20 protein-coding genes are annotated in these 22,956 nt (G+C 68.9%); 11 read left to right on the forward strand and 9 right to left on the reverse strand.

What is annotated here, in order from left to right:
* The first annotated feature begins 74 nt into the window (after positions 1-74).
* The gene (locus AB0H36_RS43100; RefSeq protein WP_360537053.1) at positions 75-1,316 is read left to right on the forward strand and encodes a tetratricopeptide repeat protein; all 1,242 of its coding nucleotides are present in this window, start codon (positions 75-77) and stop codon (positions 1,314-1,316) included.
* A 3-nt stretch (positions 1,317-1,319) separates the two neighbouring features.
* Here the strand turns inward: AB0H36_RS43100 and AB0H36_RS43105 are convergent, their stop codons facing one another.
* Positions 1,320-3,449, reverse strand: coding sequence for an elongation factor G-like protein EF-G2 (locus AB0H36_RS43105; RefSeq protein ID WP_360537055.1), 2,130 nt, complete (start codon positions 3,447-3,449; stop codon positions 1,320-1,322).
* Positions 3,450-3,577: 128 nt separating this feature from the next.
* Here AB0H36_RS43105 and AB0H36_RS43110 point away from each other — a divergent pair, with 128 nt between their 5' ends.
* Positions 3,578-5,455 (forward strand): DUF2207 domain-containing protein, encoded by a 1,878-nt coding sequence (locus AB0H36_RS43110; protein WP_360537057.1) that lies wholly within the window; start codon positions 3,578-3,580, stop codon positions 5,453-5,455.
* 5 nt (positions 5,456-5,460) lie between these two features.
* Here AB0H36_RS43110 and AB0H36_RS43115 read toward each other — a convergent pair whose 3' ends face one another.
* On the reverse strand, positions 5,461-5,991 hold the full coding sequence (locus AB0H36_RS43115; RefSeq protein ID WP_360537059.1) for a ferritin: 531 nt from the start codon (positions 5,989-5,991) through the stop codon (positions 5,461-5,463).
* A 51-nt stretch (positions 5,992-6,042) separates the two neighbouring features.
* Entirely contained in the window at positions 6,043-7,917 is a 1,875-nt protein-coding gene (locus AB0H36_RS43120; RefSeq protein WP_360537104.1) for a DUF2264 domain-containing protein, read from the reverse strand.
* A gap of 137 nt (positions 7,918-8,054) precedes the next feature.
* Here AB0H36_RS43120 and AB0H36_RS43125 point away from each other — a divergent pair, with 137 nt between their 5' ends.
* Positions 8,055-9,116: a transposase gene (locus AB0H36_RS43125; RefSeq protein WP_360537060.1), complete on the forward strand. Its 1,062-nt coding sequence runs from the start codon at positions 8,055-8,057 to the stop codon at positions 9,114-9,116.
* A gap of 36 nt (positions 9,117-9,152) precedes the next feature.
* On the opposite strand, the gene AB0H36_RS43130 is transcribed toward AB0H36_RS43125, so the two are convergent.
* Positions 9,153-10,169 carry a hydroxyacid dehydrogenase gene (locus tag AB0H36_RS43130; RefSeq protein WP_360537062.1) on the reverse strand — a complete coding sequence of 339 codons (1,017 nt, stop codon included), beginning with the start codon at positions 10,167-10,169 and terminating at the stop codon, positions 9,153-9,155.
* A gap of 173 nt (positions 10,170-10,342) precedes the next feature.
* Here AB0H36_RS43130 and AB0H36_RS43135 point away from each other — a divergent pair, with 173 nt between their 5' ends.
* Complete coding sequence (locus tag AB0H36_RS43135) at positions 10,343-11,257, forward strand: PAC2 family protein (protein ID WP_360537064.1); 915 nt, start codon at positions 10,343-10,345, stop codon at positions 11,255-11,257.
* Positions 11,258-11,308: 51 nt separating this feature from the next.
* On the opposite strand, the gene AB0H36_RS43140 is transcribed toward AB0H36_RS43135, so the two are convergent.
* From AB0H36_RS43140 to AB0H36_RS43150, 3 genes are all read right to left on the reverse strand, one after another.
* Positions 11,309-11,749 carry a DoxX family protein gene (locus AB0H36_RS43140; RefSeq protein WP_360537066.1) on the reverse strand — a complete coding sequence of 147 codons (441 nt, stop codon included), beginning with the start codon at positions 11,747-11,749 and terminating at the stop codon, positions 11,309-11,311.
* A gap of 196 nt (positions 11,750-11,945) precedes the next feature.
* The gene (locus AB0H36_RS43145) at positions 11,946-13,256 is read right to left on the reverse strand and encodes a ferredoxin reductase family protein (protein WP_360537068.1); all 1,311 of its coding nucleotides are present in this window, start codon (positions 13,254-13,256) and stop codon (positions 11,946-11,948) included.
* A 21-nt stretch (positions 13,257-13,277) separates the two neighbouring features.
* Complete coding sequence (locus AB0H36_RS43150; protein ID WP_360537070.1) at positions 13,278-14,150, reverse strand: universal stress protein; 873 nt, start codon at positions 14,148-14,150, stop codon at positions 13,278-13,280.
* Positions 14,151-14,344: 194 nt separating this feature from the next.
* Here AB0H36_RS43150 and AB0H36_RS43155 point away from each other — a divergent pair, with 194 nt between their 5' ends.
* Complete coding sequence (locus AB0H36_RS43155) at positions 14,345-15,181, forward strand: acyl-CoA thioesterase II (RefSeq protein ID WP_360537072.1); 837 nt, start codon at positions 14,345-14,347, stop codon at positions 15,179-15,181.
* 44 nt (positions 15,182-15,225) lie between these two features.
* Here the strand turns inward: AB0H36_RS43155 and AB0H36_RS43160 are convergent, their stop codons facing one another.
* A complete protein-coding gene (locus tag AB0H36_RS43160; protein ID WP_360537074.1) occupies positions 15,226-16,584 on the reverse strand; it encodes a PLP-dependent aminotransferase family protein in 1,359 nt (452 codons plus the stop codon).
* Positions 16,585-16,751: 167 nt separating this feature from the next.
* On the opposite strand from AB0H36_RS43160, the gene AB0H36_RS43165 reads away from it, so the two are divergent.
* The 6 genes from AB0H36_RS43165 (at position 16,752) to thrS (ending at position 22,583) form a co-directional block, all read left to right on the forward strand.
* Positions 16,752-17,699 carry a hypothetical protein gene (locus tag AB0H36_RS43165; protein ID WP_360537076.1) on the forward strand — a complete coding sequence of 316 codons (948 nt, stop codon included), beginning with the start codon at positions 16,752-16,754 and terminating at the stop codon, positions 17,697-17,699.
* Positions 17,696-18,517 (forward strand): deaminated glutathione amidase, encoded by an 822-nt coding sequence (locus tag AB0H36_RS43170; protein ID WP_360537078.1) that lies wholly within the window; start codon positions 17,696-17,698, stop codon positions 18,515-18,517. Before AB0H36_RS43165 ends, AB0H36_RS43170 begins: the two co-directional genes overlap by 4 nt.
* A gap of 16 nt (positions 18,518-18,533) precedes the next feature.
* The gene (locus AB0H36_RS43175; RefSeq protein ID WP_360537080.1) at positions 18,534-19,463 is read left to right on the forward strand and encodes a transporter substrate-binding domain-containing protein; all 930 of its coding nucleotides are present in this window, start codon (positions 18,534-18,536) and stop codon (positions 19,461-19,463) included.
* Between the two features lie 2 nt (positions 19,464-19,465).
* Positions 19,466-20,389, forward strand: coding sequence for an amino acid ABC transporter permease (locus AB0H36_RS43180; RefSeq protein WP_360537082.1), 924 nt, complete (start codon positions 19,466-19,468; stop codon positions 20,387-20,389).
* On the forward strand, positions 20,386-21,150 hold the full coding sequence (locus AB0H36_RS43185) for an amino acid ABC transporter ATP-binding protein (RefSeq protein WP_360537084.1): 765 nt from the start codon (positions 20,386-20,388) through the stop codon (positions 21,148-21,150). Before AB0H36_RS43180 ends, AB0H36_RS43185 begins: the two co-directional genes overlap by 4 nt.
* 131 nt (positions 21,151-21,281) lie before the next feature.
* Positions 21,282-22,583 carry a threonine--tRNA ligase gene (gene thrS / locus AB0H36_RS43190; protein WP_360537086.1) on the forward strand — a complete coding sequence of 434 codons (1,302 nt, stop codon included), beginning with the start codon at positions 21,282-21,284 and terminating at the stop codon, positions 22,581-22,583.
* A gap of 44 nt (positions 22,584-22,627) precedes the next feature.
* On the opposite strand, the gene AB0H36_RS43195 is transcribed toward thrS, so the two are convergent.
* On the reverse strand, positions 22,628-22,912 hold the full coding sequence (locus AB0H36_RS43195; RefSeq protein ID WP_360537088.1) for a hypothetical protein: 285 nt from the start codon (positions 22,910-22,912) through the stop codon (positions 22,628-22,630).
* Between the last annotated feature and the right edge of the window lie 44 nt (positions 22,913-22,956).

Consider the following 22,956-nt stretch of genomic DNA (forward strand, 5'->3'; position numbering starts at 1 on the left):
GACAGACGTGGTCGTCACGCTCGTGCCCGTCGCTGGTTGAACTCGGCGCTCCTCAGTCCAGGCCGGGAGGCCCCATGACCGACCGCATCGCTGCATTGCGCAAAGCGGTTGAGGCCAATCCGGATGACGTGCTGCTTCGGCTGGTGCTGGCTGAGTCGCTGGTGACGGCCGGCGACAGCGAGTCCGCTCTCGATCAGTACGTCGTACTGGTCGATCAGCAAGGGTTGCCCGACGACCAGCTCGTGGCGGTCGGTGAGCTTGCCGCGGCGAACGGACGGCTGGCACTGCTGCGGAGCCTGCTCGAGGCGGCCCGCCAGCGGGGTGTCGTCGAGGGGACGGGGCGGCTGCAGCAGCTGGTCGACGAGATGATCTCGGAGCGCAGCGGGGTCAAGATCAAGGTCGGTCCCGAGGCCGAGACGCCGTACGAGGTGGACACGCCGAAGGAGACGACGACCTTCGACCAGGTCGGCGGGATGGACGACATCAAGCGGGTCATCCACCGGATGGTGATCCTGCCACTGAGCCGCCCGGAGTTGTACGAGAAGTACGGCCGGAAGTCCGGCGGCGGCGTGATGCTCTACGGGCCGCCGGGCTGCGGGAAGACGCTGCTGGCGCGGGCGACCGCGGGGGAATGCGGCCTGCCGTTCGTGAACGTCCGGATCGAGGACGTGATGGACCCGTACCTGGGGGTCTCCGAGCGCAACCTGCACGCCGCCTTCGAGCGCGCCCGGGCGAACGCGCCGTGCGTGGTGTTCCTGGACGAGCTCGATGCGCTGGCGTTCGCGCGGCACAAGCACGGCGGATCCGAGGCCCGGCGGCTGGTCGACGTACTGCTGCAGGAACTCGACGCGATCGGCTCCGAGAACGACGGCCTGCTCGTGCTCGCGGCCACGAACGCGCCGTGGGACGTCGACGAGGCGATGCTGCGACCGGGCCGGTTCGACCGGGTGGTCTTCGTGCCACCACCGGACGAGCCCGCACGGGTCGACATCCTGAATGTGCTGGTGAAGGATGTCCCGGCCGACGGGCTCGACCTGAAGGCGCTCGCCGGGCAGACGCCGATGTTCAGCGGCGCGGACCTGCGCGCGCTGATCGAGCGCGGTGTCGACCGGGTGATCGACGAGGCGCTCAGCAGCGGTGGCGAGCCGCCGCTGGCCATGCGTCACCTGACCGAGGCGCTGCCCACGGTCAAGCCCTCGACGCTCGACTGGCTGCACCGGGTCCGCTCGTACATCGAGTTCGCCAACCAGAGCGAGCGGTACGACGACGTCGCGGCGTACCTGCGTACCCGCGACGTTCGCCGCCGCCTCAGCTAACGCCTAACGAGACTTCACCTTGGACGCCGCCGACTCCGGCATCGGGTCGTAGCGCGCGAACGACCGCGTGAACGACGCGGCGCCGTGGGACAGGGACCGCAGGTCGATGGCGTACCGGGTGATCTCCACCTGCGGCACCTCGGCCTTCACCAGCGTGCGGTCGTCGCCGACCTTGTCCGTCCCGAGCAGTCGCCCGCGTCGTCCGGACAGGTCGCTCATCACCGCGCCGACCAGCTCGTCCGGCACCATCACCGAGACCAGGTCCACCGGCTCCAGCAGGTTCACCTTCGTCGCGGCCGCCGCCTCGCGCAGGGCGAGACCGCCGGCCATCTGGAACGCCATGTCCGACGAGTCGACGCTGTGCGCCTTCCCGTCCAGCAGCGTGACCCGGATGTTGACCATCGGATAGCCGGCCGAGACGCCCTTCTCCATCTGCGCCCGGACGCCCTTCTCCACACTCGGGATGAACTGCCGCGGCACCGCCCCGCCGACCACCTTGTCGACGAATTCGAAGTCGGACCCCTCCGGCAGCGGCTCCACCTCGATGTCGCAGACGGCGTACTGGCCGTGGCCGCCGGACTGCTTCACGTGCCGGCCGTGCCCCTTCGCCTTGCCGCCGAACGTCTCCCGTAGCGGCACCCGCAACTCCACGGTGTCGACGGTCACGCCGTACCGGCTCGACAAGGCGTCCAGTACGACGTCCGAGTGCGCCTCGCCCATGCACCAGAGCACGATCTGGTGGGTCTCCGGGTTCTGCTCGATCCGCAGCGTCGGGTCCTCGGCGGCCAGCCGCTGCAACCCGATCCCGAGCTTGTCCTCGTCGGTCTTGGCATGCGCCTGGACGGCGATCGGCAGCAGCGGCTCGGGCATCTCCCACGGCTTCAGCAGCAGCGGGTCCGCCTTGTCCGACAGCGTGTCCCCGGTCTCTGCCCGGGTCAGCCGGCCGATCGCGCACAGATCCCCGGCGACCACCGTGGTTGCCGGCCGCTGGACCTTGCCGATGGGGAATGACAAGGTGCCGATCTTCTCGTCCTCGTCGTGGTCGGCGTGCGAGCTCTCACCGAAGAACGACGTGAAATGGCCCGACACGTGAACCGTCGTGTCGGGCCTGATGGTGCCGGAGAACACCCGCACCAGGCTGACCCTCCCGACGTACGGGTCCGACGTCGTTTTCACCACCTCGGCGAGCAGCGCTCCGCTCGGGTCGCAGCTCAGGCCCTTGCGCGGCACACCGTGCGACGTGAACACCTCCGGCAGCGTGTGCTCGGGCGGTGACGGGAACCCGCTCGTCATCACCTCGAGCAGCTCCTGGGTGCCGACGCCGGTGCCGCTGCAGACCGGGACGACCGGGAAGAACGAACCGCGGGCGACCGCGCGCTCGAGGTCCTCGATCAGCACCTTCTGGTCGATCTCCTCGCCGCCGAGGTAGCGGTCCATCAGCGACTCGTCCTCGGACTCCTCGATGATGCCCTCGATCAGGGTGCCGCGGAGCTCCTCGATCTGATCCTCGTACGAGCCGTCCGGCTCCGCGGTCGAGCGCTTGCCGTCGGCGTACTCGTAGTACTTCTGGGACAGCAGCCCGATCAGCCCGTCACCAGCGGGCAGGTAGAGCGGAAGCACCTTGTCGCCGAACGCGGCCTGCGCCGCGGTCAGCGCGTTCTGATAGTTCGCCCGGGCGTGGTCGAGTTTGGTGATCACGACGGCCCGCGGCATGCCGACCTGGTCGCACTCGTGCCACAGCGTCTTGGTCGGCTCGTCGACGCCTTCGCTCGCCGAGATGACGAACAGGGCGCAGTCGGCGGCCCGGAGTCCGGCCCGCAGTTCGCCGACGAAATCGGCGTACCCGGGGGTGTCGATGAGGTTGACCTTGACTCCGTCGTGCGGCAATGAGGCCAGTGCGAGCCCGACCGACCGCTGCTGGCGGATCTCGGCGTCGTCGAAGTCGCAGACCGTGGTGCCGTCGAGGACGGTGCCGGGTCTGGACAGGACGCCGGAGGCCACCAGCAGGGCCTCGACGAGGGTGGTCTTGCCGGCCCCGGACGGGCCGACGAGTACCACGTTGCGGATGGCGGCCGGGCTGTCCACAGCGGGGGCGGCTCCGGTGCCCTGGGAAGTGTTCGTCTTGTCTGCCATGACGTTCCTCCTGGTCCACCCACGATTCCCCCAACGGCCACTCAGCACAAGAGTCTTCAGCTTGCGTTTTCCGCTGACACGTCAGCGGCGTTCCCCCGGCGGACCCTCACGCTCGGTACTGTCGCGCCATGCGAAGGGCCCTCTTCACCGCGATCACGCTGCTCCTCACCGCACTGGCGCTGGCCGGTTTCGCGACCCCCGCGTCCGCGGCCCCCGGTGACGAGGTGAAGAGCTTCCGGATCGACTACACCGTCACCCCGGACGGCGTCCTCCAGGTGCAGGAGACGATCGCCTACAACTTCGGCAGCACCGGCCGGCACGGCATCTACCGTGATCTGGTGATCCGTGAGCCGTACCGGGACGACGACTCCAAGGACCAGGAGTACCAGGTCTCGAACATCGCGGTGCAGAGCCCGGACGCGCGGGCCGACTTCACCACCGAGACGACCAAGTCGAACCACGACCGCTTCCAGACGCTGCGGATCAAGATCGGCTCCGAGGACGAGACCATCTCCGGGTACGACGCGACCTACGTGATCACGTACGACGTCCGCGGCGCGCTCCGGCACTTCGACGACCACAGCGAGCTGTACTGGGACGCGACCGGCTCCAGCTGGGAGGCCGTTCTCAATGAGGTCACGGTCAACGTCACCGTGCCCGAGGGCGTCACCCAGGTCGAGTGCTTCACCGGTACGGCGGGATCGACGCAGGACTGCCCGCAGAAGACGGTCAGCGGCGGGAAGGGCGTCTTCGGCGCGAGCGACCTGCCGCGGGGCGAGCAGTTGACCATCGTCGCCGGGATCAAGCCCGGCGTCGTCAGCAACGACACTCCGATCCTGGTCGAACCGCCGAGCTGGATGGAGCGCGAGGGCATCACCATGCCCGCGCTGATCACCTCCCTCGCTGCGACGGTGGTCGCGATCGCGGGCGCGGTCCTCTATGCGAAGAAAGGCAGCCCGGACCAGCGGTTCGCCGGTCTGCCGCCCGGGACGTTCCCGCCGGACGGGATGGCTGCGCAGCCCGTGAAGGACGAGCTGTCCGAGGACCAGATCCCGGTTGCGTTCGCACCGCCGCGGATTCCGGTCGCGGAAGGTGGTCTGCTGATCGACGCGAAGGCGAACACGACGGAGACCGCGGCGACGCTGATCGAGTTGGCGGTGCGGGGCGGCGTACGGATCGAGAACACTGGCAACTCGCAGAGCGCCGTACTGGTGAATCCGGCGGCTGCGACCGCGCCGCACGAGCAGATGTTGCTGTCGGGGCTGTTCCCGTCGCTGCAGCCCGGGGAGTCGGTGGTGCTGCGGCGTGGCGCGGTCGGTGACCACACCATGCGGCGAGCGCACGACGGCATGATCAGGGCGCTGCGGGAGCAGGTGAAGCAGCGCGGGTGGTACCTGCGGATGCCGCGCCAGGGCGGTGGCTCGGTCTTCAGGAGCGGCTTCGGCTGTGCGTGTATGGCGATGATCGGGATCTGGGTGTTCGGCGCCGGGCTGATGGGGACCATCGTCGGGGCGGCGACCGGGGGACTGGGCCGGGCGGTGGTGATCGGGCTGCCGGTGGTCGCGGTGATCGTTGCCATTGGCATCTGGATCGGCAAGCGGGCGCGTGGGCAGCGGAACCCGGCCGGGCGGGCGGTCGCGGACCAGTTGATCGGGTTCCGGAAGTACCTGGCCACGGCAGAGGCGCAGCAGCTGCGGTTCGAGGAGGGCGAGGACATCTTCAGCAAGTACCTGCCCTGGGCGATCGCGTTCGGCCTGGCCGATCGGTGGCAGCAGGTCTGCGCCCAGCTGGTGGCAGCTGGGCGGATCACCCCGGACCCGTACTGGTACGTCGGCCCGTCGTACCACAGCTCAGGCTGGACCGCCGGCGCCCTCAGCAGCACCGTCGCCAGCACGTTCGACCCGCCGCCCACCCCCTCCAGCTCCTCCGGCGGCGGCAGCAGCTCCGGCTTCAGCGGCGGCTCCTCCGGCGGCGGCGGAGGAGGCGGAGGCGGCGGCTCCTGGTAGGAACCTCAGACCTTGCCGCCGGCGATGGCGGGGGCGGTGGGGTCGGCGGCTCCGCCGTCGCCGGCGCCTTCGCGGGCCAGGAAGTCTTCGAGGTGGAACAGGTTGTCACCGGCCCGCTTCGCCACGTTGACGAGAGTGTTCATCGCCGCGACCTCCTCGACCTGCTCCTTGAGGAACCACTGCATGAACTGCTCGCCGATGTAGTCGCTCTCGTCCCGCGCCGTCCGGGCGAGCGTCTCGATCTGCTTGGTGACGGTGATCTCCTGCTGCAACGCGAGCTCCAGCGGCTCCAGCGCGGACTTGAAGTCGGACTCGACCTCGCCGACGCTCGGGATGTGCGGCTGGACATCCTTGTCGAGCATGTACTGCACCATCATCATCGCGTGGTTGCGCTCTTCCAGGGACTGCTTGTAGAAGTGCGCGGCCAGCCGCGGGAGATCCTGGGCGTCGTACCAGACAGCCAATGCCAAGTACTGCTGGGACGCCGTGAACTCGTTGCGGATCTGTTCTTGCAGAAGTTTCTCGTACGTGCTCATTCGGCCAATGTAATGGCCTCGACCGGATTTCTCACCGTTGGAGAGCCTGCCCTAACCGACTCGATTCGATCCCAGTTCGACCACCTCTTCGGCACCGCCGGGCAGGGTGATCCGGACCGTCGTCCCGGCCACCGAGACATTGATGCCTTCGGCAAGCGCTTCCGGCCGCAACGCGTCCCGCGTGACCAGTACGGCGCTCACCAGCACGAGCGGATCGCCGTCGTGCGGAGCCGTCAGGTACGGCGTCGCCGAGTGCACACCGAACGCGTTCGCCCCCAGTCCACGATGCACCCCGGCCTCGTCGTACCCATGCAGTCCGACCACCGCCGACAGCAGCCCGTCGTCGTTCCGCGCGGAGGCGGCCCGGTAGCCGCCGGTTGCCTCAGGCAAGGACTCCCCGGCGACCGCGAACCCGCCGCTGCGAACCATCGCGCCGGCCGGTCCCTCGACCAACGCACACCGGATCTCCCAGCCGCCGTGCACGACCGACGCCGTCTCGATCCGCCACGGCCCGCTCGACCCCAACCAGGCCTTGTGCCAGGACGACGCCGTACGCCCGCTGACCGAGATCCGCCGGATCCGCCCGCGCGAGCTCGACTGCCCGTCGGCGTCGACCAGTGAGATCAGGTTGTCGATCCGCGGCGCGTGGTCGGACAGCTCCGGACCTGCGTGGTTCGCGTACGCCAGCCGGTTGTAGTGCGCATCGCCCTCCGGCTCCACACCTTCAGGCTCAGCAACCGGCGCATGGTCGGCCCCGTGGTTCACCAACTGCACCACCTGGTCGTGGCGGCTCGCGTGCACGATCCACCCCGGCGCGGGCATGGCCCGCACCTGGTCCGCGTCGTCCAGCGGCACCGAGCCCTCCGGATCGGTCCACACCGGGTGTTCCGGCGGCAGCACCAGCCCGATGAACCCCTTCGAAGCCCAGTACGGCGAGCCAGGCCCGGAGTACTGCTGTGTCGTCGGCAGGAACGTGTCGTACCACCCGAGCGTCAGCAGCCCACGCTCATCCGGTACGTCGTGCTGCACGAAGTGCCGCGCGATCCCAGAGCACAGCCGCCGCGTCTGCCCCGGTGACAGGGGAGTGGCGTCCAGCAACGCGCCCATCCAGTACGGCGTCGCCGCAGCCATCCGGTAGGTCAGCGACCGCCCCTGGTACACCGGTGCGCCGTCGTTGCCGACCAGATGTACCGCGTCCTCGAGGAACAGCCGCAGCCGGTCGCGGTAGAGCTTCAGCCGGTCCTCGTACTCCGCTCCGGGCGTGGCCGCCGCCATCCGCGTCCACAGCCCCGGGTAGAGGTGCATGGCCCAGCCGATGTAGTTGTCGAAGTTCTGCCCGTCGCCGTCCGAGTACCAGCCGTCGCCGACGTACCAGTCCTCGATCCGGTCCAGCCCGCCGTCGATGTCCTCCTGCCGGTACGGCGCTCCGACCGACGCCAGGAACTGCTCGCTCACGACCTGGAACAGCCGCCAGTTGTTGTCGTGCGTCGTGGACCCGTTGAACCCGCCGAGCCACTCCGCCACGTGCTCCTGCGCCCGGGTGTCGAGCCGGTCCCAGATCCACTCGCGGGTCTCGTGCAGCGCGACCGCGATCGCGGCGGCCTCGACCATCTGCTGCGAGCGCGGAGTCAGGCGCAGCCACGCCTCGGGGTGGTCCGGATTCGCTCCGTTGGCCACGCCCCGCGCGTACCGCTCGATGAGCTGCTCGCAGCCCTTGCCCTGCACGCCGGCGATCCGGAACGCGGCCAGCATGAACGACCGCGCGAAGCCTTCCAACGCGTCCGACGCCGTACCGGACCGACTCGGTCGCCCAGGCAGCGCGATCAGCGACGCCCCAGGCGAGAAGTAGGGCACCAACGACTCGAGCAGGTGATCAGCCAGCGCCTCCCAGTGTGCCCGACTCCACCCAGTCTGACGAGACAACACACGATCGGTGTCGGGCAGAACAAGGCGCGTCATGGGCTAGGTCGCGGCGACACCTCGTCCTTTGGAGTGGAGGCGCACCGCGACTGCCTCCTCTCAGATGTAGGGGACTGTCGGTCCCAAATGGTTTGGTATGTGGCATGTCGAGGTTCCGGCTGTATCCAACTCCCGCGCAGCACGCCGCATGTGAGTGGTTGCGCGCCGGATCGCAGACCGTCCAGCAGCAGGCGCTTCGGGACTTCGATCAGGCGGTCAAGAGCTTCTTCGTCGGCAGCCACCGGCGCCCCACCTGGCGCAAGGCCGGAGTGCGCGACGGCTTCCGAATTGTTGGTCAGCAGGCGGGTCGGGTCGAGCGACTGAACCGCACGTGGGCGCGAGTGCTCGTGCCCAAGATCGGCTGGGTGCGGTTTCGGCTGTCCCGCCCCGTGCCAGATGCGAAGTCGTACCGCATCACCCGCGACCAAGCAGGTCGCTGGCACCTCGCGTTCGCCGTCGTCCCGGAACCGATCCCCGCACCGGGGATGGGTGCGATTGTCGGCGTGGACCGCGGCGTCATCGTGTCTGCTGCCCTGTCCACCGGCGAACTCCTGACCTGTCCCGGTCTGTCCGGCACCGAATACACCCGCTTGAAGGACCTGCAGCGCCGCCTGTCGCGGTGCCGGCGCGGCTCCGGCCGGAGCCGGCGACTGAAGGCTGCGATCTCGAAGCTCTACTCCCGTGCTCGCGACCGACGCAAGGACTGGGTCGAGAAGACCAGCACCGAGCTCGCCCGCCGCTTCGACCTGATCCGTGTGGAAGATCTGCGCATCGCCCAGATGAGCCGCCGCCCCAAGCCGAAGCCCGACCCCGAACGACCAGGCGCATACGTGCCGAACCGTCGCCGGGCCAAGGCCGGCCTGAACCGGGGCATCCTGGCCAACGGCTGGGGACTGCTCGTGCAGCGTCTGGAGCAGAAAGCGCCGGGACGGGTCGAGAAGATCAATCCTGCGTACACGTCGCAAACCTGCAGCGTCTGCGGGCATCGCGCACCGGAGAACCGCGAGAGCCAAGCGGTGTTCCGGTGCGTCGCCTGCAGGTATCGGGCGCACGCGGACGTGAACGCGGCAGTCAACATCGCGGCCGGACGGGCCGTCAGCGCACGCCGAGAGACGCCCGTACGGGTCTCGCCGAAGCGTGAACCTCAACACGCTACCTCCGCGTAGTAGTTGGAATCCCCGTCCGTCAGGTCGGGGAGGACGTCAAGCGATTCTCCCGAGTTCGGTGGGAGTGATGGCGTGTTGGAGGGGTTGGCCGGCGGTGAGGCGTTCGAGCTCGCTGACGGCGAGCTCGCCGAGGCGGGCGATCTCGTTGCCGACGGCGCCGGCCACGTGCGGGGTGACGAAGACGTTCGGCAGGTCGAGCAGCGGCGAGTCCGGCGGCAGCGGCTCCGGGTCGGTGACATCCAGTACGGCGTCGATCCGCCCGGCCACGCACTCACGCTCGAGCGCGGCGGCGTCGATGATCTTGCCGCGGGCGGTGTTGATCAGCACCGAGCCGTCCCGCAACAGCCCCAGCAGGCGCGCGTCCACGAGACCGACGGTCTCCGGAAGCAGCGGCGCGTGCACGCTGAGGATGTCGCTGCGGCTGAACAGCTCGTCGTTGCTCACCAGTTCGGCGCCGAGCGCTGCCGCGTCGGCGTCGGTGAGGTACGGGTCGCTGATCAGCACGTGCAGATCGAAGGCCTGCAGCCGCTCGGCGACCATCCGCCCGATCCGTGACGCGCCGAGCAGGCCGACCGTCGTACCGTAGCTGCCCGGCATCCCGTGCGGGTCCGCCTTCTTCCGCTCGGTCCGGTACTGCGCCGCGAGCCGGAACGCCCGCTTGCCGGCGAGCACGACCGCGGCGACCGTGAACTCGGCCACCGGCAGCGCGTTGGCGTGCGCCGCCGACGACACCTGGATGCCGCGGTCGAACGCCTCCGGCGCGACGATTGCCTTCACCGAGCCCGCTGCATGCAGGATCGCCTGCAGCTTGGGCGCCGCCTCCAGAACCTCCGGACTGATCCGCGGGCAGCCCCAGCCGGTGAGCAGCACGTCGACGTCCGGCAGCGCGGCCAGGATCTCCAGGTCGTCGAGGAACGTCCGACCCGGGCCGACCGGTAGCACGGTGGCGATCGCGTCCAGCCGCTCGCGTACGCGCGGGACGAGGACGCGGGCCCGGCTGGCGTCGTTCATCGCCAGCATGACGGTCAGGGCGGAGTCTGGTTCGCTGCTCACGCCGACCAACCTAGCAAGCGCTTTCCAATACTGTCTGCCCCCGTGCCGGATAGTGAAAAGAACCTTAAAGATTCCGGCCGCGGAATTAAGCCCCGGACGCCCGGCGTTGACACCGGTGAGGGCAGGATAGAGGGGCCTACCCGCCCTGTCGGCCACTGTGAAGGAGAACGACGATGCTGCGACCGGACGACCTCTACGAGATCGTCGACGAGTCGGTGGCGACCGGCCCGGCGGCGACGCCGAAGGTGCTGGTGCATTCGCTGGACGGATTCATGGACGCGGGTCAGGCGGGCCGGGTGACGGCCGACCACCTGCTCGAGGTGCTGGACAGCCGGCTGCTCGCGCGGTTCGACGTCGACCTCCTGCACGACTACCGGGCCCGGCGGCCCGAGGTGACATTCGCCGAGGACAAGTTCATCGACTACACCCCGCCGCACCTGAACCTGCACCTGCTGAAGGACGACGCGGGCGTCGAGTTCCTGCTGCTCGAAGGCGTCGAGCCGGACAACCACTGGAACCGGTTCGCCGGCGCGGTCCGGCAGCTGATCGAGCGGTACAACGTGACGCTCACGATCGGCGTGCACGGCATCCCGATGGGCGTCCCGCACACCCGTCCGCTCGGCCTCACAGCGCACGCGACCCGGCCCGAGCTGGTCACCCGGTCGAACATCTGGGACGGCGAGATGCGGCTGCCCGCGAGCGCCGGCACGATGCTGCAGGTCCGGCTCGGCGAGGCCGGCAAGGACGCGATGGGCTTCGCGGTCCACGTCCCGCACTACCTGGCCGAGAACCGCTTCCCGGGTGCCGCGCTGGCGCTGGTGCACGCGATCTCGGCGGCGACCGGCCTGCTCCTCCCTAGCAAGGCCCTGCTCGACGAGGCTGCCGTGACCGGCCGGCTGGTCGACGAGCAGGTCGACGCTTCGGAGGACGCGAGCGCGGTGGTCAAGGCGCTGGAGACGCAGTACGACGCAGCCGCCGGCTCGGTCAGCCGCGGCAGCCTCCTGGCCGGCTCCACTCCGTCGGCCGACGAGCTCGGCGCAGAGGTCGAGCAGTTCCTGGCCGAGCTCAACCGCGAGGACGACAAGTAGCCACAACGACGCACGGCCGGGGCATCCGCCCCGGCCGTTCCGTCTGTCAACTCAGGCGGCGACTCTCGCCCGGCCGGAGGAGCGGTTGAAGATGCTGTCCAGGCTGACCCGGCCGGCGCCCACGACGGCGAGGGTCAGCGACAGCAGCCCGAGTACGGCGACCAGCTCCCAGCCGCCGTTCGCGACGAAGACACCGTTCGACAGGTGCACGAACGCGAGCGCGCCGACCATGTCCAGCGCCAGCAGGACGCCGACCACCGGCGTCAGCACCCCGACGATCAGCGCGATGCCGCCCAACAGCTCGATCCCGGTCGCGTAGTACGCGGACAGCGTCGGCGCCGGGACGCCCATCTTGTCGAACATCGCGGCGGTCGCGTCCAGGCCGTTGGTGTTGAACTTCTGCCAGCCGTGTGCGACGAAGACGACCCCGAGCCCGACCCTCGCGAGCAGCAGGACGAGATCACGGGCGGCGGCGGTGCGGGACAGGCTCACAGAGGCTCCTTCAAGCAAGTGCTTATTGATTGAGCGTTCAATCATACCCTACCGACCGCCACCGAAAGCTCACCGAAAGAGCCGGACGTCAGTTCTGGATGGCGGCGAAGGCCAGGCAGGCGATGAGCAGCAGCGCGCTGGTGACCACTGCGATGCGGGTCAGATAGACGTGGCGCACGGGATCTCCTTGTCTCGCTCAGACCCAGTCGAAGCGTTCGGTGTGGATGCGGTCGGCCGGTGTGCCGAGCTCGACAAGCGCTGTCTCCACGGCTGCAAGCATCGGAACGGGCCCACAGGCGAAGTACTGGAATCGCGGGAAGCTCGCCGGCAGGTGGCGCGCGAGAATGTCACCGTCGATGTACCCGGTCTCCCCGGTCCACTCCGGCGGCGGTTGCTCGAGGACGTGGACCACCGTGAGGTTCAGCCGGGCAATCAGCGCGGCGACGCGATCGCGCAAGATGACGGTGTCCCAGGCCCGGCTGCCCGCGAACAGGACAACGGGCCGGACATCACCACGGTCGGCGAGGGTCTCGAGCATGCTCAGGGCGGGTGCGATCCCGACTCCACCGGCGATCAGGCAGAACCCGGCGCCTTCGTACTGGTCGATCGAGAACACCCCGTGCGGTCCGTCCACGTAGACCGCGGTGCCCGGCTCGACGGTTGCGACGCTGGAGCTGAAGTCACCGACCGCCTTGATCGCGACCTCGACGCTGCCGTTCTGCTCGGCGCTAGAGCAGAACGAGAACGGGTGGGACGTGACCGAGAACGGCGATCTGCCGACCGTGATCCAGGCGAATTGGCCGGGGTCGAAGCGCATGCCGTCGTGACCGTCGGGTCGCAGGGTGAGGACCGTCGTACTGTCGCGTTCCGGTGCGACTCGTTCGACCGTCCACGGCCGGCGCCGCATGCGCAGTGGACGAAGCAGGCGCACCCATACGAGCAGCCAGAGGAATGCTGCGGTCATGATCGACCACAGCACCTGCTTCCACAGGCTGTCGACGTAGTAGTTCACCAGCAGCACATGAACCAAGGCCGCGACGACGGCGATCACCGCGAGTACGGCGTGCAGGCCCTGCCACACCTCGTACGACAGTCGTAGCCGGGACCGCCATACCGAGCTCGCCACCAGGACCACCAATGCGGCCGCCGCGATTCCGCCGAACCAGACCCGCGCGGGAGTATCGCTCGGCGTGAACGGATTGGCCTGGCTCCAGTCGGCGGAGATCGCTACGTGGATCACCACGAAGATCAGGCCCGTGTATCCGATCTGCCGGTGGAAATCGATCACCGCGTCGGTGCCGAAAGGCTCCGCCACGGTCTTGACCCGCGCCACCAGCGCGAACTCGATCCCCATCAGGGACAAGCCGACGAAGCCGAGAGCAACGGAGAAGTCGGTCCAGAAACCTTGACCCGGTTGACTCGTGCTCATGAGTGCGAACACCAAGGGCGCAAGGCAGATCCCGACGAACACCCCGAGCCACGCAATCCCGCGCACGATCGCAGTCATGGCCTGATCATCCGGTAGCGGTCAGTTGTCCGGAAGGTCGACGACGGCGACAGGACGGTCGGCGTCGCTCAGGACTCGCCGGCTCACGGATCCGAGCAGGATCCGTCGTACCAGCCCCTTGCCGTGGGTGCCGACCACGATCAGCTGCGCGTCCGCTGCCCGGGCCAGGATCGCTTCTGCGGCGGGACCCTCCACCGCGACGGGCTCCACGCTCGCCGACGAAGGATCCACCTCGTTGAGCGCTCGGGTGATGGCTCCTTCCGTCTCCGCCTCGACGTCCGCCTGCATCCGTGCGACGGACTCCGGGTCGTCCCGGAGCACGGGGTGCAGAAGCTCGTAAGCGGCGACCGCTCGTACCGAGGTTCCGCGCAGAGCGGCCTCGGTGATCGCGTAGCGGAGCGCGTAAGCGCCGAACTCCGATCCGTCCAGCCCCACCACGATCGGGCCGGTCGTCGGAACCTCGTCGTCCCCGACGACCACCACCGGGCAGTTCGCCTGGATCGTCAACCGGTTGCTCACCGAACCCAGCAGTGCGCTCGCAACGCTGCCCAGACCGCGCCGGCCGACGACGACGACGTCCGCTCCCGCCGAAGCATCCGCGAGCAGGTGGGCGGGGTGGCCCATCGCCGAGGTCAGCGTGCAGGTCAGGTCGGGGGCGAGCTCGCGTACTCGCTTCGCCGCGGCCTGGACCACCTGTCCGGAGAACTCGGCGTACCAGTCCACGGGCTGGCTCGGTACGCCGTGGTAGCCGTAGAAGTTGATGTCGGGAACAAGGGTGTAGGCGTTGAGCAGCTCGAGCTCCGCACTCCCGAGGCGTGCCCGCGTCACCGCCCATTCGAGCGCGTTACCGCTCGGCTCTGATCCATCGATGCCGACGACGATCCGACCAGCCATGTGATGTCCTCCCGCGAAAGAGCCGACAGCACCGAACCTAGACCCCGCGCCCGGCCGCCGCCCACAGCTCGGCACCTACACATGGCTACCGGAAGGTCACCGAAAGAACCCGAGTGACCGGAACCACAGCTGGTACGGCATCCGCAGTCGCCGGCCGTGCGTCGCCGTGCCCGCGGGACCTGTCAGGATGAGGCATGCCTGAGTCGCTGGAGGATCTGGTCGAGCTGCTCGACCTCGAGAAGATCGATGTCGACCTGTTCCGGGGGCGGCAGCCGCAGACCTCGATGCAGCGCGTCTTCGGCGGGCAGGTGCTCGGGCAGGCGCTGGCCGCGGCGAGCGCGACCGTCGAGCCGGAGCGGATCGTGCACTCGCTGCACGGGTACTTCCTGCGCGGCGGCGACACCTCGGTGCCGATCATCTACCGGCCGGAGCCGACCCGGGACGGTGGTTCGTTCAGCAGTCGGCGTGTGGTCGCCTCGCAGAACGGCAAGCCGATCTTCTACATGTCGGCGTCCTTCCAGCGGCCGGAGGCCGGGCTGGATCACCAGGACCCGGTGCCGGACGACTTGGTCGCGCCCGATGAGGCGCCCACGTTGGCGGCCGTGCTGGAGGCCCGGTCGGGTCGTAAGGCTGCCGACTGGGACCGGGAGTGGGCGGCGCTCGACGTACGGCTGGCCGGGGTGACCGGGCGGCAGTTCTGGATACGGGCCGCTGGCAAGCTTCCGGACGATCCGGCCTTGCATGCTTGCGTTCTGGCGTACGCGAGTGACCTGACGTTGCTGGGGGCAAGTTTGCTTCCGCACAACATCGTGATCGGCGACCGCCGGATCCAGCCGGCCTCGCTCGACCATGCGCTGTGGTTCCACCGGCCGTTCCGTGCCGACGAGTGGCTGCTCTACGACCAGGCCTCGCCGTCGGCCTCCGGTGCCCGGGGGTTCGCCACCGGCCGCCTGTTCACCGAAGACGGCAACCTGGTCGCCTCCGTAGCCCAGGAAGGCCTCATCCGCCCCGTAGGCCTCGACCTCGACTGAGGTCAGCGCGCTCGGGTGGGCGCGCCGGGGGCGGGGAGCCCTGGTCAGCGTGCCTGGACGGCGAGTGCGATGGCGTCGGCTACCCGGTCCGCCTCGGGGATCGGGAGGCCGGTGGCGATGCGGATGCACGGCGGGGCCGGCTTCGTCCAGCTGGCGCTTGCCCCGGCGACGGCGATCCCGTGCGAGGCGAGCACCAACAGAGCCTCATGCTCACTCCGCACCGGAACCCAGATCGCAAGACCATCCACGCCAGCCGACTGCACCCCGCGCTCGGCAAGCAGCCCGGCAAGCTGCTCTCGCCGCTTCTGGTACGTCGCCCGCGCATCGGCCACCGCCGCCCGTGACTTCTCGTCCTCGAGCAGCCAAGCCAGCGCGTTCTGCAACAAGCGACTCGTCCACCCCGAGCCGAACTGCCGGTAGACACGAACGCGCTCGACCGGCTCGGCCGCACCGCCCATCACGCCCAGCCGCAGATCAGGGGAGTGCGACTTCGAGTAGCTGCGCACAAGCACGCTCTGATCCGGCAGCAACTCCGCGACCCCGTGGTAGTCGAACGCGCTCAGCTCACCCAGCCCGTCGTCCTCGACCACCAACGTGTCCGTCCCGGCGAGCAGCGACGCCAGTTCGTCCCGCCTTCCAGGCGTGACCGAGGCGCCGAGATACGAACTGCTCCGCGGCTCGTACACGAACGCGACCGGATCGAGCCGGAGCGCATCTCGCAGCGACGCGGGAATCGGGCCTTCGGCATCAGTCGCGACAGGCACGGCGCGAGCGCCCACGTTGTCGAGGATGTCGAGGAGCCGGGGCGTCGCCGGGTCCTCGATCGCCACGTGCTCGCCCGGCACGACCGTCGTACGCATCAGCAGCAGAAGGCCTTCGTAGCCGCCGTTCACGCACATCCAGTTGTCGGTCTCGAACGGCCAGGTGTGTCCGGCGGCGGCGCGGAGCGGTTCGCTGATCGACACGACGTCGTACGAGTGCACGTCGGGGTCGCGGAGGGCGTGGACGAAGGCCGGCGACATGCTCGGGAGCAGGGCCGGGTCGGGGACGGCGCGGGAGAGGTTGAGGGTCTGGTTCGGCCAGAGGCGGGAGATGTTCTCGTAGCGGGCCGGCCGGGGGACCGCGAGGCCGCCGAGCACCCAGGTGCCTTGCCGTCCGCCGCCGGCTACCACGCGTTGCTTGCGCAGGGTCGCCCAGGCAGCGGACACAGTCGCCGGGCTCACGTCCAGGCGTGGTGCGAGCGCGCGGACGGTAGGCAACCTGGTCTGCGGCGCGAGCTCACCATGCCGCACCAGCCGCGCGATCGCCGCCGCGATCCCGGCCGCACTGGCCTCGGTGATCTGCTCAGCCAACCACGCAGAAGAAACCGCCGGCCCATCCTGCGGCGGAACATCCTCAGCCACCACAAACCTCCCCGTGCCTGTCGTGCTTTTTGATCAGTAACATTTCAGACCATTGTTCGACCAACGTGCTGAACATAGGCTACCGAACATTCCCCCTCGCGACAGTGCGGTCGCGACACCGACCCGGACCCCACGAGAGCGTCCCGGCAGCAAAGGAATCACACCGCGTGAAGCTCGAGCTCGGCGTACGCCACTGGGACCATGTGATCCCACTGGCCCTCGGCGACGTCCCAGGTCCGGTCGTCACCCGCCTGGAGGCGACCCCCGACCTGTGGACGTCCCCGGAGTACGACGGCGGCGAGACGTCGTTCAGCCGCTACGTCAGGGCCCGCGCCGCCGGTGACGACCGCGTGGTCGCGCTGCCGGTGTTCCTGATGCGCGGCTTCCGGCACCGCTGCATCATCGTCCGGCGCGACTCGGACGCCGAGACCGCCGCCGACCTCAAAGGCGCCCGGATCGGCCTGACCGGCTGGCCGGACAGCGGCAACACCTGGACCCGCGCGATCCTCGCCGAGGCCGGGATCGGCATCCAGGACGCCGAGTGGCAGGTCGGCCCGCTCACCGCCGCGCATCCGGTCGTCGACCGCATCGGCGGCGTTGCTGTCGGCAACAACGTCCGGCACACCACCGACGGCGCCCGCCTGGTCGACCTGCTCCGCGATGGGGTACTGGACGCGGTGATGACCCCGTTCATGCCACCGGGCTTCCACGACGAGGACTCGCCGTTCCGCACGCTCTTCCGCGACAACCGCGCCGAGGAGCGGGCCTACTACGCCCGCCACGGCTTCATCCCCGGCATCCACCTGCTTGCCCTGCGCAAAGAGGTGCTCCGGCCCGAGATCGCCCAGCAGCTCATCGACCTGTTCGAGCAGGCCAAGCAACTCAGCTTCCGGCGCCGGAACAAGCTGATGGACGTCACCCCCTGGCACAACGAGGAGGTCGGCATCACCACCCGCGTCTTCGGCACGGACTGGATGCCGTACGGCGTCTCGCCCGACCGCCGCATGGTCGCCGCCTTCCAGGAGCAGCTCGTCGCCCAGGAGCTGCTCGCCCACCCCGTACCGGAGGAAGACCTCTTCCCGTACCAGATCGATCCCCTGGAGAGGACCGCATGAGGCTCAAAGTTGCGGCCGCGCAGTTCGTCGCGAGCATCGACTGGGAGGAGAACCTCGAGACCGCGCGCGGCCTGATCAAGCAGGCCGACGCCGACGGCGTCGACCTCCTGGTCCTGCCCGAAGGCGTGCTCGCCCGCTTCATCGAGGAACGCGAACGCATCCGCGAGCACGCCCAGCCCCTCGACGGCCCGTTCGTCGAAGGACTCCGGCAGGCCACCGCGGGCCTCGACGTCACGGTCGTCGTCGGCATCCACGAGAAGTCCGGCAACGAGAAGCCGTACAACACCCTCGTCGTCCTCAAGGACGGCGCGATCACCGGCCTCTACCGCAAACTCCACCTGTACGACGCATTCAGTCAGCTGGAGTCCGACAACGTCACCCCGGCCGACGTCGTACCCGAGCTGATCGACGTCAACGGTTTCAAGGTCGGCCTGATGACCTGCTACGACGTCCGTTTCCCGGAGCTCGCCCGCCTGCTCACCCTGCAGGGCGCCGACGTCCTCGTGCTCCCGGCCGCGTGGGTCAAGGGCCCGCTCAAGGAGCACCACTGGCAGACCCTGGTCACCGCCCGCGCGCTGGAGAACACCGTGTACGTCGTCGCGAGTGGCGAGTGCGGTCAGCGCAACATCGGCCAGAGCCTGATCGTGGACCCGCTCGGGGTCCCGCTCGCCCAGGCGGGAGAAGAGCCGGCCATCATCTCGGCCGTCGTCTCCGCGCAGCGTCTGACCGACGCACGCCACCGCCTGCCGGTCCTGATCAACCGGCGCTTCACCGTCAGCCCCACCCCTCGACCAGTCGAAGCTGTCCCCACCAGCTGATGCTGTAGGAGTAGTCATGTCACGCAGAACCGCCGTCGCCGTACTGGCCGCCAGCCTGCTCGGCGTCACCGCATGTACCGTCGATCCGGTCGACACCGGCGCCGGCGGCAACGCCAAGGCCCCGGCCGCCGCGATCCCGCAGCAGCAGGTCGACAAGACCCTGCACGACCAGCTGCCGGCGAAGATCAAGACGTCCGGCAAGATCGTTGCCGTCAACAACGGATCGTTCCCGCCGTACGTGATCGTCGGCACCGACAAGGGCGCGCCGGTGGAGGGGGCCACCGCCGACCTGTCCCAGGCGGTCGGCCAGCTGCTCGGCGTACAGATCGAGCACACCACCGTCGACGGCCTGGCCAGCGTGCTGTCCGGGATGCAGGCCAAGCGGTACGACCTGGACATGGGCCCGACCGGTGACTTCGTCGAGCGGCAGCAGCAGGCGACCTTCATCGACTACGTCCAGGAGTACGTCGTCTTCGCCGTCCGGAAGGGGAACCCGAAGGGGATCGAGGACCTCGACACCGCCTGCGGCAAGCGGGTCGGCGTGATGGCGGCCGGATCCGCGGAGAAGGTGATCAAGGCGCAGTCGGCCAAGTGCGTCACGGCCGGGAAGCCGGCGATCGAGGTCCAGTCGTACAAGGACCAACCGTCGTCGATCCTCGCCGTCCAGTCCGACCGGGCCGACGCGTTCTTCTCCTCCCAGGCGCCGCTGACGTACTTCGTCTCGCAGTCCGGCGGCAAGCTGGAGCTGGCCGGTGTCGGCAAGGGCAACGGTTTCGAGGACCTGTTCCAGGGGGCACTGGTACCGATCGGCTCGCCGCTGGCCGACGTACTGCTGGCTGCCCTGGAGAAACTGCATGCCAACGGCACCTATGACGCGATCATGGCCAAGTGGGGCCTGGAGCAGAACAAGCTGGCCAAGCCAGGCCTGAACCTCGGGAAGAGCTGATCATGACGACAACCGTGCAAGACGCCCCACCGGCCGGCGCGGGCCTCGACGTCCGCGACGCGGCCCGGCGCAAGCATCCGTGGCGCTGGTTGTCGGCGTTCGTCGTCCTGGTGTTCGCCGCGCAACTGGCCAAGATGCTGGTCACCAACGAGAACTTCGGCTGGGACGTGGTCTGGAGCTGGCTGCGGGCCGAGTCGATCGTCCGCGGCCTCGGCATCACGCTGATGCTGACCGTGGTGGCGATGCTGATCGGCGTCGTCCTCGGGGTCCTGCTCGCGGTCTGCCGGATCTCGGCCAACCCGCTGCTGCGCGGCGCGGCCGGCCTGTACATCTGGTTCTTCCGCGGGACCCCGACGCTGGTCCAGCTGATCTTCTTCTACAACCTGTCCGCGCTGCTGCCGCAGCTGAACATCGGCATCCCGTTCGGGCCGGTGTTCGCCAGCTTCGACACCAACACCCTGATCACGCCGTTGCTGGCGGCGATCCTCGGCCTCGGCCTGAACGAGGGCGCGTACATGGCGGAGATCGTCCGCGGCGGCCTGCTCTCGGTCGACCCGGGCCAGAAGGAGGCCGGCCAGGCGCTCGGCATGACCAACACCCGGATCATGAAGCGGATCATCCTGCCGCAGGCGATGCGGTTCATCGTGCCGCCGACCGGCAACCAGGTGATCAGCATGGTCAAGGCGACCGCGCTGGTCAGCGTGATCGCGCTGTCCGACCTGCTCTACACCGCGCAGTCGATCTACAACCGGACGTTCGAGACGATCCCGATGCTGATCGTGGTCTGCCTGTGGTACCTCGCGGTCACCTCGGTCCTGTACGTCGTCCAGTCGTTCATCGAACGGCACTACAACCGGGGCGCCCGGCACCAGGCAGCCAGCTTCTGGGACTTCCTGAGAATCCGTCCGAAGGGGAGTGCGGCATGAGTACGGCGGTACTGCAGGCCCGCGGGGTCCGCAAGAGCTTCGGCCACACCGAGGTGCTGTCCGGCATCGACCTCGACGTCGCCTCGGGTCAGACGGTCGTCGTCCTCGGCCCGTCGGGCTCCGGCAAGTCGACGTTCCTGCGCTGCGTCAACCTGCTCGAGTCGCTCGACGCCGGCCGGATCACGGTCGACGGTCGCGACGTCGGGTACGACGTACGCAACGACCGGCTGCACGAGCTGCGGCCGAACGAGATCGCGCGGCGGCGCCGGGACATCGGAATGGTGTTCCAGCAGTTCAACCTGTTCCCGCACATGACCGCGCTGGAGAACATCATCGAGGCGCCGATGGCCGTACTGGGTGAGGGTCGGCGGGAGGCGACGGCGCGCGCAGTACAGCTGCTCGACGAGGTCGGGCTGGCCGGCCGGGAGAAGGCGTACCCGCGGCAGCTGTCCGGTGGTCAGCAGCAGCGAGTTGCGATCGCCCGGGCGCTGGCGATGCGGCCGAAGCTGATGCTGTTCGACGAGCCGACGTCGGCACTCGACCCGGAGCTGGTCGGCGAGGTGCTGGTGACGATGAAGAAGCTCGCGTCGGCCGGCCTGACGATGGTCGTGGTCACGCACGAGATCAGCTTCGCCCGTGAGGCCGCGGACCGGGTGGTGTTCATGGACGACGGGCAGGTGGTCGAGCAGGGCACGCCGGAGCAGGTGATCGACAATCCACAGCACGAAAGAACTCGGGCGTTCCTGTCCCGGTTCCTCTGATACCGTGGAGACATGTTGCAGCGCGCTGTAGTCACGACGACGCCGGAGTCCGTCCCGGCGCGCTGACACCTGACTGTCCGACGCTGACATCATTTATCGATGGCCCGGGGCGAGTGCCCCGGGGCTTTCTCGTGCTCCGACGGCTCCTCGCCCCCCGTCGCAAGGAGCGAACGATGTACGACCACCGCAAGATCGGCCGCGAGCTCGGCCTGTTCGACTCGGACCCGCTGATCGGCGCGGGTCTGCCTTACTGGTTGCCTGCCGGTGCCGCGGTTCGGCACGCCTTGGAGAGCTACATCGCCGAGGTGGAACGAAGAGCCGGGTACCAACGGGTCTACTCGCCGGTGCTCGCCAAGCGTGAGCTGTACGAGATCTCCGGCCACTGGGCCAAGTACAGCGACGACATGTACCCGCCGATGGACATGGGCGCCGAGCAACTCGTGCTGCGGCCGAGCATCTGTCCGCACCACGCGCTGATGTTCCGGTCCCGGTCCCACAGCTACCGCGAGCTTCCGGTGCGCCTCTCGGAGCTCGGCGGGCAGTACCGCGCCGAGTTGTCCGGCGCTATCGGAGGCCTGAGCCGGGTCCGGGCGATGCAACTCAACGACGCGCACATCTTCTGCCGGCTCGACCAGGTCGCGGAGGAGGCCGGCAACGCCCTTGCCCTGATCAACCAGGCGTACCAGGACATGGGGATCAGCGCCGCGCGCTACGTCCTGGCCCTGTCGTCCGAGGACGCCGCCATCGGCTCAGCGGAGAGCAAGTACGTCGGTGACCCGGCCAGCTGGGCGCGTGCCGCCGGGCTGCTGCGTGACGTGCTGGACAACGCCGGAGTGGAGTACGAAGAATCGCCGGGGGACGCTGCGTTCTACGGCCCCAAGATCGACATTCAGCTGGCGGACTCGGCCAGCCGCGAGTTCAGCCTGTCGACCGTCCAGATCGACTTCCACATGCCGAAGCAGTTCGGCCTCGAGTACGTCGGTGCCGACGGCAACAAGCATCGTCCGGTGATGGTCCATCGGGCGATCGTCGGCAGTATCGAGCGGGCGATGGCGCAGTTGATCGAGGTGCACGGCGGGGCCTTCCCGGCCTGGCTGGCGCCGGTGCAGCTCGTCGTACTCCCGATCTCGGACGCCGAGGAAAAGCTCGCGATCGAGGTGGCCCGGCGGGCGTCGGACCGCGGCCTGCGGGTCGAGGTCGCGCATGCGGACGAGGGCAGTCTGGGTGCGCGGATCCGGGAGAACCGGCTGGCGCCGTACCAGGCGATCATCGGCGCCCGCGAAGCCGCGGCCGGCGAGCTCGCGATCCGCGAACGCGACGGCCGACAGCGCGAAGCGGCACCGATCGGCGCGGTGCTGGATTCGATCCGGGCGGAGGTGGACGTGTTGGCGGACCGCCAGGCCATCGCAATCGATGCCTCCGCAGCGAGCTGAGCGTGCCGACCGGCCGGGACGGCGGATTGTGATGGCCTGGCGGTTCAGGTTGCGTGATGTGAGCGCCGGCGCAGGATCCAGGTCGCGAGCGGCACCACGATGAGCGTCCCGATCAGGGCGCTCAGGATCCCGCCCCAGTCGAAGATGTCGGTGTCGCCGATGGCGAGCCCCAGCGTGAAGATGAGGTAGCCGACCAGCGCACCGAGCAGGCCGAGTCCGACTGAGACCAGCCAGGACTTCGGTCCGCTCATGTGCCGGAAGGCGTCACCGGGGACGAGCATCCGGGCCAGAATTCCACAGACCAAACCGAGTAGCAGTGCTCCTATCATGTCCACCCCTCCTGGTTCGGAGTGTCCTCCACTTCCTCGGTTGC

Origin of the sequence: Kribbella sp. NPDC050820 (assembly GCF_040653975.1) — a bacterium.
GTDB lineage: Bacteria > Actinomycetota > Actinomycetes > Propionibacteriales > Kribbellaceae > Kribbella.

Bases quoted from the DNA above. Each gene is read 5' to 3' on its own strand.
- AB0H36_RS43100 (WP_360537053.1), top strand. From the start codon at position 75: ATGACCGACCGCATCGCTGCATTGCGCAAAGCGGTTGAGGCCAATCCG.
- AB0H36_RS43105 (WP_360537055.1), bottom strand. From the start codon at position 3,449: ATGGCAGACAAGACGAACACTTCCCAGGGCACCGGAGCCGCCCCCGCT.
- AB0H36_RS43110 (WP_360537057.1), top strand. From the start codon at position 3,578: ATGCGAAGGGCCCTCTTCACCGCGATCACGCTGCTCCTCACCGCACTG.
- AB0H36_RS43115 (WP_360537059.1), bottom strand. From the start codon at position 5,991: ATGAGCACGTACGAGAAACTTCTGCAAGAACAGATCCGCAACGAGTTC.
- AB0H36_RS43125 (WP_360537060.1), top strand. From the start codon at position 8,055: ATGTCGAGGTTCCGGCTGTATCCAACTCCCGCGCAGCACGCCGCATGT.
- AB0H36_RS43135 (WP_360537064.1), top strand. From the start codon at position 10,343: ATGCTGCGACCGGACGACCTCTACGAGATCGTCGACGAGTCGGTGGCG.
- AB0H36_RS43145 (WP_360537068.1), bottom strand. From the start codon at position 13,256: ATGACTGCGATCGTGCGCGGGATTGCGTGGCTCGGGGTGTTCGTCGGG.
- AB0H36_RS43150 (WP_360537070.1), bottom strand. From the start codon at position 14,150: ATGGCTGGTCGGATCGTCGTCGGCATCGATGGATCAGAGCCGAGCGGT.
- AB0H36_RS43155 (WP_360537072.1), top strand. From the start codon at position 14,345: ATGCCTGAGTCGCTGGAGGATCTGGTCGAGCTGCTCGACCTCGAGAAG.
- AB0H36_RS43170 (WP_360537078.1), top strand. From the start codon at position 17,696: ATGAGGCTCAAAGTTGCGGCCGCGCAGTTCGTCGCGAGCATCGACTGG.
- AB0H36_RS43175 (WP_360537080.1), top strand. From the start codon at position 18,534: ATGTCACGCAGAACCGCCGTCGCCGTACTGGCCGCCAGCCTGCTCGGC.
- AB0H36_RS43180 (WP_360537082.1), top strand. From the start codon at position 19,466: ATGACGACAACCGTGCAAGACGCCCCACCGGCCGGCGCGGGCCTCGAC.
- AB0H36_RS43185 (WP_360537084.1), top strand. From the start codon at position 20,386: ATGAGTACGGCGGTACTGCAGGCCCGCGGGGTCCGCAAGAGCTTCGGC.
- AB0H36_RS43195 (WP_360537088.1), bottom strand. From the start codon at position 22,912: ATGATAGGAGCACTGCTACTCGGTTTGGTCTGTGGAATTCTGGCCCGG.